At 38.3% G+C, this 17,197-nt stretch carries 15 protein-coding genes; 14 read left to right on the top strand and 1 reads right to left on the bottom strand.

Annotation, left to right across the window (positions count from 1 at the left end; all coding sequences use genetic code 11):
* Position 1 precedes the first annotated feature (1 nt).
* Together ABC382_RS13310 and ABC382_RS13305 are read left to right on the top strand one after the other, a co-directional pair.
* Complete coding sequence (locus tag ABC382_RS13310) at positions 2-757, top strand: hypothetical protein (protein ID WP_274795448.1); 756 nt, start codon at positions 2-4, stop codon at positions 755-757.
* A 158-nt stretch (positions 758-915) separates the two neighbouring features.
* The gene (locus tag ABC382_RS13305; protein WP_274795449.1) at positions 916-1,986 is read left to right on the top strand and encodes a glycosyltransferase family 2 protein; all 1,071 of its coding nucleotides are present in this window, start codon (positions 916-918) and stop codon (positions 1,984-1,986) included.
* Between the two features lie 346 nt (positions 1,987-2,332).
* On the opposite strand, the gene ABC382_RS13300 is transcribed toward ABC382_RS13305, so the two are convergent.
* Positions 2,333-4,522, bottom strand: coding sequence for a DNA topoisomerase III (locus ABC382_RS13300; RefSeq protein ID WP_322611219.1), 2,190 nt, complete (start codon positions 4,520-4,522; stop codon positions 2,333-2,335).
* 235 nt (positions 4,523-4,757) lie between these two features.
* On the opposite strand from ABC382_RS13300, the gene ABC382_RS13295 reads away from it, so the two are divergent.
* From ABC382_RS13295 to ABC382_RS13240, 12 genes are all read left to right on the top strand, one after another.
* A complete protein-coding gene (locus tag ABC382_RS13295) occupies positions 4,758-5,627 on the top strand; it encodes a MurR/RpiR family transcriptional regulator (RefSeq protein WP_274795451.1) in 870 nt (289 codons plus the stop codon).
* Between the two features lie 5 nt (positions 5,628-5,632).
* Entirely contained in the window at positions 5,633-6,748 is a 1,116-nt protein-coding gene (locus ABC382_RS13290; protein WP_312505058.1) for a M20 peptidase aminoacylase family protein, read from the top strand.
* A gap of 23 nt (positions 6,749-6,771) precedes the next feature.
* Positions 6,772-7,584 carry a GNAT family N-acetyltransferase gene (locus ABC382_RS13285; RefSeq protein ID WP_322611220.1) on the top strand — a complete coding sequence of 271 codons (813 nt, stop codon included), beginning with the start codon at positions 6,772-6,774 and terminating at the stop codon, positions 7,582-7,584.
* Between the two features lies 1 nt (position 7,585).
* On the top strand, positions 7,586-8,692 hold the full coding sequence (menC, locus tag ABC382_RS13280) for an o-succinylbenzoate synthase (RefSeq protein ID WP_322611221.1): 1,107 nt from the start codon (positions 7,586-7,588) through the stop codon (positions 8,690-8,692).
* 38 nt (positions 8,693-8,730) lie between these two features.
* Positions 8,731-9,783, top strand: a complete 1,053-nt coding sequence (locus ABC382_RS13275) for a YkvI family membrane protein (RefSeq protein WP_312505055.1) — start codon at positions 8,731-8,733, stop codon at positions 9,781-9,783.
* 306 nt (positions 9,784-10,089) lie between these two features.
* Positions 10,090-10,707: a TetR/AcrR family transcriptional regulator gene (locus tag ABC382_RS13270; protein WP_274795455.1), complete on the top strand. Its 618-nt coding sequence runs from the start codon at positions 10,090-10,092 to the stop codon at positions 10,705-10,707.
* Positions 10,708-10,817: 110 nt separating this feature from the next.
* Positions 10,818-11,960 carry an acyl-CoA dehydrogenase gene (locus ABC382_RS13265; protein ID WP_322611222.1) on the top strand — a complete coding sequence of 381 codons (1,143 nt, stop codon included), beginning with the start codon at positions 10,818-10,820 and terminating at the stop codon, positions 11,958-11,960.
* Positions 11,961-12,180: 220 nt separating this feature from the next.
* Positions 12,181-13,815: an AMP-binding protein gene (locus ABC382_RS13260; RefSeq protein ID WP_322604832.1), complete on the top strand. Its 1,635-nt coding sequence runs from the start codon at positions 12,181-12,183 to the stop codon at positions 13,813-13,815.
* Between the two features lie 15 nt (positions 13,816-13,830).
* Positions 13,831-15,189: an acetyl-CoA carboxylase biotin carboxylase subunit gene (locus ABC382_RS13255; RefSeq protein ID WP_322611223.1), complete on the top strand. Its 1,359-nt coding sequence runs from the start codon at positions 13,831-13,833 to the stop codon at positions 15,187-15,189.
* Positions 15,190-15,256: 67 nt separating this feature from the next.
* A complete protein-coding gene (locus ABC382_RS13250) occupies positions 15,257-15,469 on the top strand; it encodes an acetyl-CoA carboxylase biotin carboxyl carrier protein subunit (protein ID WP_004225532.1) in 213 nt (70 codons plus the stop codon).
* Positions 15,470-15,483: 14 nt separating this feature from the next.
* On the top strand, positions 15,484-16,401 hold the full coding sequence (locus tag ABC382_RS13245; protein ID WP_322604830.1) for a hydroxymethylglutaryl-CoA lyase: 918 nt from the start codon (positions 15,484-15,486) through the stop codon (positions 16,399-16,401).
* A complete protein-coding gene (locus ABC382_RS13240) occupies positions 16,398-17,180 on the top strand; it encodes an enoyl-CoA hydratase (RefSeq protein ID WP_312505046.1) in 783 nt (260 codons plus the stop codon). Before ABC382_RS13245 ends, ABC382_RS13240 begins: the two co-directional genes overlap by 4 nt.
* The last annotated feature ends 17 nt before the right edge of the window (positions 17,181-17,197 follow it).

Genomic DNA, 17,197 nt, shown 5'->3' with positions numbered 1-17,197 from the left:
ATTGTCAAAATTACAGCAACGGCTAATGCGTGAGCTTCAACAAAATCGCAATATTAAGATTGTCAAAACTGCTGAATGGTGTATTCCCATTAGGACAGTAGAGGTAATGTATGAGCCTGTGCGCCGTTCGACAATGGATGTCTTAATGACCATGCTACTAATAAGCATCCAAGAGGCTGATTTTGAAAGTACTCTTGAATTGAGTGAGCTTTTGCTTGTAGATCCATTATTTATTGAGGATTTGGTTTCTTTAATGGTTCGAGTCAACCTTATGAAGAAAGAGGATAACTATTATAGTCTAACTGAAAAAGGACAGCTGCAGCTTGAACAGGGAATCTTTGAGGAAGAGCTAGAAATAGAAAAGACCACGCTTTACTTCAGTCCTTGCCATCAATCATTTCTAACTATTGATGCAGATAATAGAGAAGAATACGATGACCTACCAGAGCTATATCGTTATATTGATAAAAAAGCAGAACAACAGGAGCAGTTTGAAGAATCACTGGTGATAGCAGCATTACAAGAGGAGAATGAAGAGGAAGTGGGCAACTCCCAAAAAGTCATCACAAAAATTGTTCAAACGGAAGCGCAACAAATTAATGATAGCCCATGTTTAGAGTTTGTTCTTTATGATAAAGAACAAGATATACTATTTGTACGTGTGTGGAATACGTTTCTCAATCGATGGGATCATTATCTTGAGCAACAGCTTACTGACAAAGAGCAACTAACATGGCGAGAGCAATATTTATCTTGATTCAGCAGAAGTTCAAAATCTAAAACAAAAACGAACGTGTATCGCGTTCGTTTTTTTGTGTTTTCACGATAAATTAAAAAGTCGGGTGATAATTGGAATATTTTTTCGATAAAATACTGCAAGAGTGTACATTTCAACATGGTTAAGGAGGGGACCAGATGTTAACGATTAGTTTATGTATGATTGTTAAAAATGCACAATCTACAATTGAAAGATGTTTAGATTCGGTTCAGCATATAGTTGACGAGATTAATATCATTGATACAGGTTCAACTGATCGTACGAAGACTATTATTCAGAATTATACCTCTCGAATTTATGATATTCCTTGGTCTGATCATTTTGCCAATGCGCGTAATTTTTCCTTTAAACAGGCAACAAAAGACTATATTTTATGGCTTGATGCAGATGACGTCATAACAAAGGAAAACCAATACAAGTTCAGTCAATTAAAGCAATCTTTATTTCCTTCTATTGACGCGGTAACGATGGATTACTACCTATCACTTGATCATGATGGAGTAGTAGAGTGTAGTAAACGAAATGTTCGTCTAGTAAAAAGGGCAAGTCATTTTCAATGGGAAGGTGCTGTTCATGAGGAATTAAAGGTATCAGGTCCGTTTTATCATAGTGATATAGCTATCACACATTTGCCATTATCCAGAGATCTTTATCGTAATATTTGTATTTATGAAGGTTTACTAAAAGAGGGACATTCACTTTCAGCAAGAGACCTATTTTTTTATGCTAATGAACTAAAAAAGCATCAACGTTACTTAGAAGCGATCAATCAATACAATACATTTTTGGATCATGATTTAGGAACAGTAGATGACCGTATTGAGGCTTGCTTACATGTTGGGGAATGCTATCGACGCTTACATGATGATAAACAGGCCCAGCAAGCTATTTTGCAATCTTTCTTATATGATCGACCAAAGCCAGAAGCATGTTGCCGAATGGGCCAATTTTTTATGGAACAATCGAAATATAAAGAGGCTATTTATTGGTATTCCCAAGCTCTGCAACAAGCTCCTGTTGATACGATGACGATCCAAAAATGGGCTTACTCAACGTGGATTCCCCATTTGCAATTAAGTTTGCTTTATAGGGAGTTACGGTTATTTGAAAATGCCTATCAGCATAATTCAGAGGCACAAAAATGGAAACCAAATCATCAGGAAATAATAGAGAATGAAAAATATTTGCTCAGACAATTAAAGAGTTAACTACTTATTATGGGAATGGCACATCTATAAACAGAACATAAATAGCTTGACCAATTAACACAGATACACCAACAACAATCGTCATAAAAATCACATTCCGTGGTCTAAAATTTTTCGCTTCCATTCTAATAAATCCTCCTTTAATATAAAGAATATTCGGTCAATTCAAGATATGTTTTGAGGATTTGAGTATGCATAAATAAAAGAGCAAATTTACACTAAATGTAAATTTGCTCTTATGTTGTAGAAGATAGTGATGTTACAGCAAAAGAACGTTTAGCAAGGCGAGGGAGGTGATTTCCGTTCCTCCGTCATCCTTTCTAGGCGCAATATTTGCTCAGTTTGCTTAGTCGAATTTTAAACCTTTCAATGCTTCAGCAAGTGCATTGTTCACTGGTTCCTCATTCTTTTGTTGCTTTAAGTACTTTTGTACGGAGCGTTTATCTACCTTGCCTCCGCCTTCTTTTTTACGTCTTGCCTCAAAGGCTGATAATTTTTCACGATAGCCACATTTACAAACGAAAATTTGACCATCGCCTTCACCGCGAAGCTCTAATTTTTTATGACATTGTGGACAACGTGCATTTGTTGTACGTGAGACATTTTTACGATGACCACACTCACGATCCTGACAGACAAGCATTTTCCCCTTCTTACCATTTACCTCAAGCATTGGTTTTCCGCAATCTGGACAGGATTTAGTCGAGATATTGTCGTGTTTATATTTTTTGTCGCTGCCCTTAATTTCAGACACAATTTCTTGTGTATAATTTTTCATCTCGCTAATAAATACATCTTTTTTGAGCTTGCCCTTTGCAATGAGCTCAAGCTTTTGCTCCCATTTAGCCGTGAGGGCAGGGGACTTTAATTCCTCAGGCACTAAATCAAGTAGTTGACGACCTTTAGAAGTAATATATATATCTTTACCACCACGTTTTTCGATTAAGAAGGAATTAAAAAGCTTATCAATAATATCAGCTCGTGTTGCCACTGTGCCAAGTCCACCCGTAGATTTTAATGTGTCTGCTAGTTTTTTATCATTCGTAGCCATGTATTTTGTTGGGTTCTCCATCGCTGATAACAGTGTAGCTTCATTAAAACGAGCAGGTGGTTTTGTTTGACCAGATGTTTGGGCAAGCAATTTTATTTTTAATATATCACCTTTCTCAATTCGTGGTAGTATTTGTTCCTTTACATCATCCGTCGAGTCGTCATCATCGAAGCGATGTTCATAAACTTCCTTCCAGCCAGCTGATAAAATTGTTTTTCCGCGGGCAATAAAGCTTTCATCGCCTATTTTTGCACGTAATGTTAATTGCTCATATTCAAAAGCAGGAAGTAGCACCGCTAGGAATCGTTTCACAACAAGATCATAAATTTTACGTTCTTTATCTGTAAACGCAGAATAATTTACAAAGCCTTCTGTTGGAATAATGGCATGGTGATCTGAGACCTTACTATCATCGACAAAGGCCTTTGTAGGCTTGATTGGTTTAGTAAGTAGTTTGTTAGCGATCGAACGATACTCACCGATGCCACACGCCTTTAAGCGTTCAGGTATTGTTGCCACGATATCTTGAGAAATAAAGCGAGAATCAGTACGTGGATATGTTAATACTTTATGTTGTTCGTAAAGCTTTTGCATAATATTCAGCGTTTCTTTTGCAGAGTAGCCGAAAATTTTATTGGCATCACGCTGTAATTCCGTTAAATCATAGAGGCCTGGAGCATACGATTTTTTAGGTTTCTTTTCAATATCAGCAACGATGGCATTGCTATTTCCAAGTTTCTTAACTAAGATATCAGTTTTTTCTTTATCAAATGAACGGCTATTACCGTTTGCATCCTGCCATGTAAGCTTCAAATTGTCAGTCGTTTGTGCTTCTATACCATAATAAGTTTGGGCTTTAAAATTTTTAATTTCATCCTCACGTGCGGCAATAATAGCGACCGTTGGCGTTTGGACACGTCCGCAGTTGAGCTGTGCATTAAAGCGAGTAGTTAAAGCACGAGTTGCATTGAGCCCGATATACCAATCAGCCTCAGAACGAGCTACAGCAGATGCATAGAGGTTATCATATGCTTTGCCAGGCTTTAGATTGGCAAAACCATCTTTTATTGCTTTATCGGTTACTGAAGAAATCCATAAGCGTTTAAGTGGTTTTTTAATCTTTACTTTATCAAGTATCCAGCGTGCTACTAATTCACCTTCACGTCCAGCATCTGTCGCAATAATTACCTCACTTGCATCATTACGTGTAAGTTGGCTTTTGACTGCATTAAATTGTTTACCAGTTTGTTTAATGACAGTTAATTTTAAGCGTTCAGGAAGCATTGGTAAATCTTCAAGATTCCACGTTTTATATTTCACATCATAACTTTCAGGGTCAGCTAGTGTTACAAGATGTCCAAGCGCCCAAGTAACAATGTATTTATCTCCTTCAAGGAAGCCATTTCCTTTTTTAGTACACTTCAGCACACGTGCAATATCACGTGCTACAGAAGGTTTTTCAGCGATTACTACGCTTTTTGCCATTGTTAACACCCTTTCATAGTTCCATGGTTTTAAATATAGCATAGGTTGAGTGGGTTGGCAGTTTAACTGAAGCGAAATTTGTTAAATGTCGATGAAAAGATCTTGAGCAATTGAGATGATAAAACTAAAATTTCAGAAAAAATATTGAATTCAGAAAATATGTATGTTAGGCTAGTGTACATAAAAATGAAGTGAAGGCTTCAAAATATAAATAAAAAAAGGATGCGCTTCTTTTATGGGGAACCAAACAATTCAGCAAATGATTCAAGAGAAATATCAAGAGTTGTCCAAAAGTCAACAAAAGGTAGCTACATTCATCTTAAAAAATTTACAGACAGTTGGAGTTCACTCCGCTTCATATGTAGGGGAAAAGGCTGGAGTAAGTGAAACGACAGTTATCCGCTTTTGTTATGCGTTAGGCTTATCTGGTTATGCACAATTGCAACGTCAAGTGACAATGCATTTATTTAATGAAGGAAATGCAAGTAGTTTGCAAAATTATTTGCAATCGAAGCAAGCTCTTTTTGAAAATCCACGTTTTTATGTAAAGACTATGGAAAAAGATGCATCTCGCATTTTAAATATGGCTAAAAATATTCATGAGGAAGATTTTAATCGAGCTTCAGTATTGCTCCATGAGAAGAAAAAAATATATATTGCAGGGAATGGCTCCTCCCATTTAGCTGCACAATGGCTTCATTTTACATTAAATCTTTTGAGACCAAATGTTGTACTGTTAAATTTTGAGACAAGTGAGGTCATACGTGCTATCCAAGAGATTGATGAGGATAGTGTAGTAATTATTTTATCGTTCCACCGTTATTTTAAAGAACCGATCCAATTTGCAGCTGAATTACAAGAAAAAAAATGTGAGATTATTGGCATTACTGATTCTCAAATTGCACCTATTACACAATATGCAACCATTACCTTTGTGAACGAACAACAACAAGAAGTGTCCACAATAGATGCTATGCCAGCACTCATAGCATTTTTAAATACTCTAATAGCTGGGATGACTGCACAAGATCATGACTATTATGAAAATCAACGCGTAAAATATGATGATTTCCAAAATAGCTTTTTAGCAAACCGATGGAGTTGACTACTATGAATCAAGTATTACAAAAGTTACAGCCACGTCTGGCAGATATTTTTAAACATTTACATGAACATCCGGAAGTTAGTTGGCAAGAACACAATACAACGCACTATATAGCAAATTTATTGAGAGAGGCCCAGATGGAGCCGCAGCTTTTTGAAGATATGACAGGACTTTATGTTGATATTGGTAAAGGAACACCTAGAGTAGGGTTTCGCACTGATATAGATGCACTTTGGCAGGAGGTGAATGGTGTCTTTCAAGCTAACCATTCTTGTGGACACGATGGTCATATGACGATGGCTATTGGAACTGCATTGCTGTTAAAGGACATGGAGCATTTATTGTCAGGTGCTGTACGCATTCTATTTCAACCTGCTGAGGAAAAGGCACAAGGAGCCCGCGCATTTGTCGAAAAAGGTATTATAGATGATTTAGATTATTTATTTGGTGTTCATGTTCGACCATTAAAGGAATTACAGGATGGGTCATATGCGCCAGCATTATACCACGGAGCAGCAAAGCTTTTTACAGGGACCATTATTGGGGAAGAGGCACATGGCGCACGACCAGAACTTGGCATTAATGCAATTGAGGTTGGAGCAGCGATTGTCGAAGGTCTTCAAAAAATTTGGACGGATCCAACTATCTCTGCCTCTGTCAAAATGACACAGTTTAATGCAGGAGGCACCTCCACAAATATTATTCCTGGTAAAGCTAGCTTTAGCATTGATGCACGAGCCCAAACAAATGAAGTGATGCAGGTAATCACAGAGGGGGTGGAGCGTGTAAAAGCGTCTGTTGAAGCGATGTATGGTGCCAAGATTTTTTTACAGGTCGATGCTCATATAGTGGCAGCATTGGTGGATGATGAAGCCTTACAACATATGAAGGAAGCTATTATTGATGTAGTTGGGGAAAAGGCTTGTGCTCCACCAGTTGTTACACCAGGAGGGGAGGATTTTCATTTTTATACCTATGAACGTCCGAAGCTTAAAGCTACAATGCTTGGATTAGGCTGTGGGGTTACTCCGGGCTTACACCATCCGCAAATGACCTTTAATCAAGATCGGCTTTTAATAGGTGTAAATATTATTACAAGGGCTATTTTAAGAGCATTATAAAGATATAGAAAGAAGAGATAGCTATGATAGAGATAAGAGAAATCAAAACAATAGAACAACTTGAGCAAGTTCAGCAATTAGAGTTTGATGTGTGGGGCATGCCTGCAATTCCTCTCCATCAAACGCTTACCGCAGTGAAAAATGGGGGCATCGTTGTAGGTGCCTATCAAGAAGATAAATTAGTCGGTTTTAGTTATGGTTTTGCGGGTTTTCGAGAAGGCAAAAGCTATCTATGCTCACATATGTTAGGGATTGATGAAAAATACCGATCACTAGGTATAGGAGAGAAGTTAAAGTATGAACAGCGAGCTATTGCTATTGATCGAGGCTATGATTTAATGGTATGGACATTTGACCCTCTCGAAACCCGAAATGCTTATCTTAATCTATCTAAATTAAAGGGTATTTGTTATACCTATATAGAAAATTGCTACGGTGAAATGGAGGATGGCTTCAATAAAGGGTTGCCCTCTGATCGATTTGAGGTGAGCTGGCATTTAACTTCAGATTATGTGGTGAATGACATTGCAATAGAAGTAGCGAATGCAATACCAGTGGCAAGCTGTGAACTTACAAAGCAGGGTTTATTATGTTTAGAAATGACTGAAAATTTGGAATTTAAGGAAGGGATGTATACGCTACCTGTTCCTCAGGACTTTCAAGCCTTAAAAGCACAAAATCCTAGCTTAGCATTGGATTGGCGTTTCAAAACAAGAAATATACTAAAGCAGCTATTTTTAGCAGGGTATGCCGCTATTTCACTGCAGCAACAAGAATACTTTAACGAATATGTTTTCGTGAAAAAAGCAGCTTTAAATTTGGAAGGGGCAAATTAAAATGAAAATTACAGAAATCACAATACGACAACTGAAGATGAAATTAAAAGCACCGTTTACAACAAGCTTTGGCACGTTTGATGAGAGGGACTTTTTAGTCCTTGAGGCTAAAGAGGAATCAGGCTTAATTGGTTGGGGAGAATCAGTTGCCTTTCATTCACCTTGGTACAATGAAGAAACACTCCAAACAAACTGGCATATGCTTGAAGACTTCCTCATTCCTCTTATTTTAAATAAAGAGATTCATCACCCTGATGAAGTCAGTCAATTATTTGAGCCCATTCGTAAAAACAATATGGCGAAATCGACGATTGAAGGAGCAATTTGGGATATATATGCGCAGCAAACTGGCCAATCCCTAGCAACAGCACTTGGTGGTAAAAAGGAAAAAATTGATGTAGGTATTAGTATTGGAATACAAAATTCAATCGAGGAGTTAGTTGCGTTAGTTGACGGCTATGTTAAGGAAGGCTATAAACGCATGAAAATCAAAATAAAACCAGGCTGGGATGTAGAGGTTATGCGTACATTAAGGGAAACGTTTCCTGATGTAGCCTTTATGGCAGATGCCAATTCAGCCTATCGACTAGAAGATGCTGAAACATTGAAACAACTTGATGCATTTAACTTAACAATGATTGAGCAACCACTTGCTTCAGATGATATTATCGATCATGCTTCATTGCAAAAATTAATCGAAACACCAATTTGTTTGGACGAAAGTATCCATTCATTAGAAGATGCACGAAAGGCTGTAGAATTAGGTAGCACCAAAATTATAAATATAAAAATTGGTCGTGTTGGTGGCCTAACGGAAGCAAAAAAAATACATGATTATTGTGAGGCCCATAACATTCCTGTATGGTGCGGCGGCATGTTGGAATCTGGTATTGGTCGTGCGCACAATGTGGCCTTAACAACGTTGTCGAATTTTATATTACCAGGAGATACTGCCGGCTCTAATCGATATTGGGAAAAGGATATTATCGAACCAGAAGTAGTTGTAAAAGATGGTTACATTGAAGTACCACAGCAAATAGGAATTGGTTATGAAATAAATAGGGAAACGGTTAGTTCCTTCACAGTCGCACAGAAAACATATCAATAATTAGACTTAAGTTCATATAATAGAATAGTAGGTGTGCTATGAAAAAAAGTTGGCAGATAGGTGGAGCATTTGTAGGCTTAATTGTTGGTGCAGGGTTTGCATCGGGTCAGGAAATTATGCAGTATTTTACAAGCTTTGGCTTGTACAGTATTATAGGTGCCATTGTTGCTACACTTGCCTTCGCATTTTTAGGGATGAGTTTAGCACAATTAGGGACAGATCTACAAACAACATCACATAAAGAGGTTATCTATCATATTGGAGGGCGATATGTAGGCATTATTTTAGATATCGTTATCACGTTTTTCTTATTTGGTGTTGCTGTAGTTATGTTTGCTGGGTCAGGATCGACATTTCATCAAATGTTTGGCATCAATCCAGTGGTTGGTAGTATTTTTATGGTCGTTGTAACCATACTAACCTTACTATTAAATGTTAACAATATTATTAATTTAATAGCATTAGTGACCCCTTATTTAATGGGTATCATTTTTATTATTTTGATATATTCCATTTTTACAATGGATATATCCATCGCAGAGCAAAATGCTTTAGCGAAAGCACAACCGTCTGCAGCGTCTAATTGGCTAATGGGAGCGTTGCTTTATGTTTCCTATAATATCGCTGCTGGTGCAGCAATGTTAATTGTGATGGGTGGAACAGTAAAAGACCGCAAAGTTGCTGGCAGAGGAGGACTACTTGGCGGTTTAATGCTTGGTGTGTTAATTGTACTAATCAATATAGCCATGTTTGCTAAAATAAATGTTGTTGATGGAGCAGCAATGCCAACATTAGAATTAGCAAAACAAATACACCCTATAGTAGGTGTCTTAATGTCCATTGCTTTACTAGGCATGATGTACAATACTGCGGTAGGAATGTTCTATTCATTTACAGTTCGATTTATTGCGCCAGACCATCAATATTTTAAAGTTAGTATTGTAGTTATTGGATTGATAGGTTTTGCTGCAAGCCTAGTAGGATTTACTACATTAGTTGGTAAAGTCTATTCAACAATGGGCTACTTAGGTTTCGCCTTAATTGTTGCTGTTATTATTTCATGGCTCCGTAAACTACCGAAAGTTGTATAAAAAGGAATTTTCCCTTGTGTTAATGCGAGGGAAATTTTTTTGTATTTTGTAATGAAAGAAAGATGTACATCATACAATTGATTTGTGTTTGTGAAATCCTTTAATTCTGTTTTAGGTAAAAATTATGCTCGAAATTATAGAAAAAAGCTATTTGTTGCTAGACACCAATTTTTGAGAATGCTATATTTATATTGTCATAGTATTTTTATAATTAGGAAAAAACAGAATGCTTTATGGATTTAAATACTTTTTCCTGATTATAAGGAGTGATGGAGTATAGAGCTAGATGAAGGATGATAGGTGCCTATGGTAAAAAAAACGTTAAAACAAAGAATTGTAGACGCTTCAGTTGAATTGTTTCAGCAAGATGGTTATCACAATGTAACTGTCGATCGCATTGTAGAATACATTGGGGCATCAAAGGGTGGGTTTTATCATAATTTTAAATCAAAAGATGAACTGTTATATGAAATTCATGATGTCTTTATTTCGTATGTTATTCAACAATCACAGGATGCATATGACAAATATGATACACCCATCAAACGTCTATGTGCCATGCTACAAACGCTGACACAAGTATTCGATATGTATCAAGCACATATTACAATTTTTTATGAGGAGAGTCGCTCACTTTCAGATGAATATAGTGACACGATTCATAAAAAGCGAGACCACTATCGTGATATTTTACAAAGAGTGATAGCCGAGGGTCAAGAAACAAAAGATTTTCGTACAGAATTACCTTGTACAATTGTCACAATGGCAATTGTTGGGATGATTAACTGGACATATAAATGGTTTAAGCAATCAGGGCCATTAACAATGGAGCAAATTACTGAAGTTTTTACTGATATGGTATTACGTGCGATTGTAACGGAACAAGCAATGGAAGAAGCGAAGCAATTTATGATAAAGGGGTAGCCAGTAGGAAACGCTGGTTTTATTATTTGTTTTTACAGACCGACTAGTCGGTATTTGCTTGTCATTAAGCTACATCTACTATGACAAATTGAACATTAGGGGGATTAGGGATGAATTTTGAATTAACAAAAGAGCAAGCAATGATTCGAGACATGGTGCGTGATTTTGCTGAGAAAGAGATTAAACCGTATGCTCGTGAGGTTGATGAGACATCAACAATGAGAATAGAGAGCTTTAAGAAGATGGCGGAACTAGGTTTATTGGGTATCCCATTTCCTGAAGAATATGGTGGTTCAGGTGGGGATACGGTGTCCTATGCTTTAGCTGTAGAGGAGATTGGTCGTGCATGTGGGGGAACAGGGTTAAGCTACGCTGCTGCTGTTAGCCTAGGCGCTTCGCCAATTTACAACTTCGGTACAGAGGAGCAAAAGCAAGAATGGTTAGTGCCTTTAGCAAAGGGTGAGACATTAGGAGCATTCGGTTTAACAGAACCCAATGCAGGTTCAGATGCTGGTGGCACGCGCACCACAGCTGTTATTGATGGTGATGACTACATTATTAACGGAGAAAAATGTTGGATTACCAATGCAGGATACGCTCGACAAATTATTGTAACTGCGGTAACTGGTAAACGTGAAGATGGAAAAAAAATTATTTCTTCTATTATTGTGCCAACAAATACACCTGGTGTAACGATTAACTGTAATTATGACAAAATGGGTGTTCGTGGCTCCAATACTTGTGAGATTGTGTTGCAAAACGTTCGTGTGCCAAGAGCAAATCTTTTAGGGGACGAAAAGCGAGGCTTTAGCCAGTTTTTAAATACACTTGATGGTGGACGTATTTCGATTGCCGCTCTTTCTGTTGGGATTGCACAGGCTGCTTATGAGAAGGCACTAAAGTACGCAAAGGAACGTGAACAATTTGGTGCGCCTATTTCGAAGCTACAAGCGATCCAATTTAAATTAGCTGATATGGCGATGGAAATAGAGCTTGCTCGTACATTAGTACATAAGGCGGCATGGCTGAAAGATCAAAAGAAACCATTCGGCAAAGAGGCTGCAATGGCTAAACTATTTGCTTCTGAAATGGGCTTCCGTACATGTAATCAGGCAATTCAAATTCATGGTGGTTCAGGGTATATGAAAGAATACGATGTAGAGCGTCATTTACGTGACATCAAGTTAATGGAAATAGGTGAAGGTACATCTGAAATTCAACGACTCGTCATTTCTCGTCTAATTGGCTGTTAATTCTATTTAATTATGCTTCGGCATAATTTGTCCCGAATCGGCTTTGTGCTTGCACAAAGCACTCCTTTCCGATTCCACGGCATTCGCCGAAGGCTTTCACTTCTTTTAGTGGGTGTTTGGACATCCGCTGAAAGTAGCTTGAATCCGCATTTATCTCATCACCAATAGAGGTGGGAGATCTCTGCTGAAAGAAGTAAGCATAAATATAAGGGGGATCTTAATGGCAGAACTGGTGTATCAAACAATTGGTCAATTGCTAGATGAACAATCGAAAAAGTATCCACAGAATGAAGCTTTAGTTTACGCTGATAGAGATTTACGTATGACTTATGAGCAGCTAAATTATCAAGCACGACTTGTTGCGAGAGGTTTAATGGGTTTAGGAATTGAAAAGGGTGACCATATCGCGGTGTGGACAACGAATGTTCCGGAGTGGGTACAGCTTCAATTTGGTACAGGGAAGATGGGTGCGCCCATCGTTACGGTCAATACTAATTATCGTGCAAGCGAGTTGGAGTATTTACTTAAACAATCTGATGCCAAAACGATTTTTTTAATTGAAAATTATCGAGACCATTCTTTTATTAATACACTACAAGAGTTATGTCCAGAGCTTGAACATTGTGAACCAGGTAATTTGCAATCAAAGCGACTGCCTTTATTAAAAAATGTTATTTTAATCGGCGAAACTAAATATCCCGGTGTACTAAATTGGTCAGATGTATTGAAGGCTGCAGAGAAAGTGACTGAGGAACAGTTAGAACAAAGAGAGCAATCTCTACATTATGATGATGTCATTAATATTCAATATACGTCTGGTACAACAGGCTTTCCTAAAGGTGTGATGTTAACGCATTTTAACTTAGTTAACAATGCTGTCAATATTGCGGAGTGCATGCGTTTAACAGCGGAGGATCGTCTATGTATTCCAGTACCATTTTTCCACTGTTTCGGTTGTGTTATAGGAACTTTAGCTATTACAACAAGTGGGGGAACGATGGTACCTGTGCAGGAATTCTCACCTGAAGAGGTGCTAAGAACTGTTCAACAAGAAAAATGTACAGCATTACATGGTGTACCAACGATGTTCATTAGCGAGCTTAATCTACCAAACTTTGCGTCCTTCAATCTTTCGACCTTACGTACAGGAGTGATGGCAGGTTCAAATTGCCCGATAGAGGTCATGAAAGCAGTTATTGAGAAAATGGGTATGACAGATATTACAATCTGCTATGGTCAAACAGAATCATCGCCAGTTATTACACAGACGAGAACAGATGACCCGTTAGAGTTAAAAGTGGAAACAGTTGGCCGTGCATTACCCAACTTGGAAGTGAAAATTGTTGTTCCAGGTACAACGGATGAAGCGCCTAGGAATGAACAAGGCGAGTTATGTACAAGAGGCTACCATGTAATGAAGGGCTACTATAAAAACCAGGAAGAAACAGAGCTTGCTATTGATCAGGAAGGCTGGCTGCATACAGGTGACTTGGCAACAATGGATGAAGCTGGTTATGTGCGTGTGACAGGTCGTTTGAAAGATATGATAATTCGCGGAGGAGAAAATTTATATCCTCGTGAAATTGAGGAATTTCTTTATACACATCCAAAAATTTCAGATGTCCAGGTTGCTGGTGTACCCGATCCTATTTACGGAGAGGAAGCGGCAGCTTGGATTATTTTGAAAGAAGGGGAGCAAGCGACCGAAGAAGAGATTCGAGAATTTTGTCGAGATAAGATCTCTAGACATAAAATTCCAAAACATATTTTCTTTATCGATAACTATCCAATGACTGCATCTGGAAAAGTTCAAAAATATAAATTACGAGAAGATTTTATGATGACCGTACAGTAAGGGGGGCTAGTGGATATGTTCAACAAAATATTAATTGCCAATCGTGGGGAGATTGCTAGACGTGTGATTAGGACATGTAAGCGCCTAAATATTCATACGGTTGCTATATATTCCGAGGCAGATGCAGAAAGTTTGCATGTAAAGGATGCAAATGAGGCTTACTGTGTTGGAAAAGCACCTGTTGCACAGAGCTATTTAAATATTGACCGTATTCTTGAAATCGCAAAAGAAAGTGGCGTAGAGGCCGTTCATCCTGGATATGGTCTACTATCAGAAAATGCAGAGTTTGCGAAGCGATGCACAGAGGCAGGTTTAGTATTTATTGGACCAAGTGCTGATGTAATAGCTTCAATGGGCAGTAAATTAGAGGCTCGTAAAACGATGAAAGCTGCTGGTGTGCCTATTGTAGAGGGAGTAGAACATCCTGTCAAAGATGTAGCAGAAGCTACTAATATCGCCGAGCGTTTAGGTTATCCAATTATGTTAAAGGCCTCGGCTGGAGGTGGCGGTATCGGTATGCAGCTTGTTGACAATGCTGAGGAACTAGCCAAGGCTTTTGAGGGAAATCAAAAGCGTGCTCAGTCATTTTTCGGTGATGGCACAATGTATATGGAACGATTTATCGCCAATCCTCATCATGTAGAAGTGCAAATTATCGCAGATCATCAAGGTAATGTCGTTCCTTTATTTGAACGTGAATGCTCTATTCAACGTAGAAATCAAAAAGTTGTAGAAGAAGCGCCATCACCGTTTATTTCTCAAGAGACTAGAGAAAAAATGCTTGAAGCATCAATTAAGGCTGCAAAGCATATTGGCTATGTCAATGCTGGAACAATAGAGTACTTGGTAGATGAAAATCAAAACTTTTACTTCTTAGAAATGAATACAAGATTACAAGTAGAGCATCCCGTAACAGAGGAAATTACCAAGCTTGATCTAGTAGAAGAGCAATTAAAAATTGCTGCTAAGCAAGCTCTAACATTTACGAGAGAAAGTATTACTAAAGAAGGGCATGCCATTGAGGTGCGTATATACGCTGAAAATCCTTCTACGTTTTTCCCTTCGCCAGGTACTATTACAGCGCTTGAATTACCAACAGGTGAAGGGATTAGACATGAATGTGGTGTCGAAGCAGGTTCAGCCGTAACACCATTTTATGATCCAATGATAAGTAAGCTAGTAGTGTGGGGAGAAACGAGAGAAATTGCCTGTGAAAGGTTAATCCAAGCATTAAAAGCATATAAAGTCGAGGGTATTCAAACGAATATTCCAATGCTATTGAAAACTGTGACACATAATCAATTTTTAAAAGGCGATACAACAACTAAATTTGTAGAGCAATATTATTTACCACAATTAGCAGAAACAAAATAGAATTTCAATGCATTCGTGCTTCTTAGAAAGGGCGAATGCATGACTAAATAACGAGGAGCGAATGACAATGGCAACAGTAAAAGCAAGCATGGCAGGTACAGTGTGGAAAATCGTTGTAACAGAAGGTGAGAAAGTGACAGCAGGTCAAGATGTAGCTATTTTAGAATCAATGAAAATGGAAATTCCAATTGCTGCAGAAGAGGATGGCGTGGTGACAAAAATTATCGCTAATGAAGGAGATTTCATTAACGTTGACGATGATATTTTAGAAATTGAATAAGAGGAGGCCTCTTTATGCAGCTACCTAAGCATGTCATGATCAAAGAAGTGGGTCCCCGTGATGGTTTGCAAAATGAAAAAACACATATTACCACGGTAGATAAAGTACAACTAGTCAATCTATTAAGTCAAACAGGATTAAGTTACATCGAAGTGACTTCATTTGTTCATCCGAAATGGATTCCTCAATTGGCGGATGCAGTCGAAGTTCTTCGAGCTATCAAAAGGAATAAGGATATTACCTATGCAGCACTTGTACCCAATATGCGTGGCTTAGAACGTGCATTACAGGCTGAAGTAGATGAAGTTAGTATTTTCATGTCTGCAAGTGAGAGCCATAATCAAAGCAATATTAATAAAACAATAGAAGAGACCTTTCCAATATTAGAAGAAGTCGTTATAGGGGCAAAAGCAGCAAAGAAAAAAGTTCGAGGTTATATCTCAACAGTTATTGGTTGTCCCTATGAGGGATATATCCATCCAGACAAGGTACTGCGTGTAACGGATAAATTACTGGAAATGGGCGTGGCTGAAATATCACTTGGTGACACAATTGGTGTTGGTGTACCAACACAGGTTGAGTATCTTTTAGAGGAATTACTAAAAAGATATGTACCTGAAAAGTTTGCCATGCATTTTCATGATACACGAGGCACGGCACTAGCTAATATTATGAAATCCTTAGAAATGGGGATTACAAAGTTTGATAGTGCACTTGGTGGATTAGGGGGCTGTCCATATGCTAAGGGAGCTTCAGGAAATGTAGCTACAGAAGATTTGTTGTATTTATTCGATGAGATGGGCATTGAAACAGGAATAGATCGCCAGAAAGTGCTAGAGGCAGCACTCTATATTGAAGAGAAATTAGGAAAAGCTGTTGCATCGAAGCAAATGGCCATTGTCCGTAATGAAAGGAGTGCAAATCAACTATGACGCAACTTGTTCGTTTTGAATTACTGGAGGGGAGTGTTGGGCTTATTACCCTTTCGAGGCCAGAAGCTGCAAATGCAATGTCTGTTCAGTTACTTCGTGAGTTGTCAGACACACTTGATCAAATGAATGGAGATCCTGCAGTGCGTGTAGTTTTACTGACAGGTGAAGGGGAAAAGGCATTTTGCGCAGGCGCTGATCTAAAAGAGCGCAAAGGGATGTCTGATCGCCAAGTAAAGCAAATCGTGCAACTAATTGGGTCGACGGTGGCAAAAGTTGAGACACTTGCACAGCCTGTCATAGCAGTGCTTAATGGCGTAGCTTTTGGAGGTGGTCTAGAGTTGGCATTAGCTTGTGATTTACGTATTGCCGCTACACATGTCCAGCTAGGTCTAACTGAAACCTCTCTCGGAATTATTCCAGGTGCTGGTGGAACACAACGGCTTCCACGTTTAATTGGCCTAGGTAAAGCGAAGGAATTGATTTATACAGCACGTAGGCTGAATGCTGAAGAAGCTAAAAATTACGGTATTGTTGAGCATGTTTATGAAGGACATGAGGTAATGGAAAAGGCACAACAGCTTGCGCTGGAAATGGCTAAAAATGCACCACTTTCTTTAGTGCAAGCTAAAGTCGCGATCAATCAGGGTGTTGAGGTAGATTTAGCTACCGGATTAAAAATTGAATCACTTGCATATAGTGCATTGATACCAACAGAAGACCGATTAGAGGGCTTGCTGGCTTTCCAAGAAAAGCGAACACCACAATATTCAGGGAAATAAAGCACTAAAATATTTCG

Origin of the sequence: Lysinibacillus phoenicis (assembly GCF_047238325.1) — a bacterium.
GTDB classification, from domain to species: Bacteria; Bacillota; Bacilli; order Bacillales_A; family Planococcaceae; genus Lysinibacillus; species Lysinibacillus irui.
Note: the sequence above shows the minus strand (reverse complement) of the source record. Positions and strands in the feature narration are given on the sequence as shown.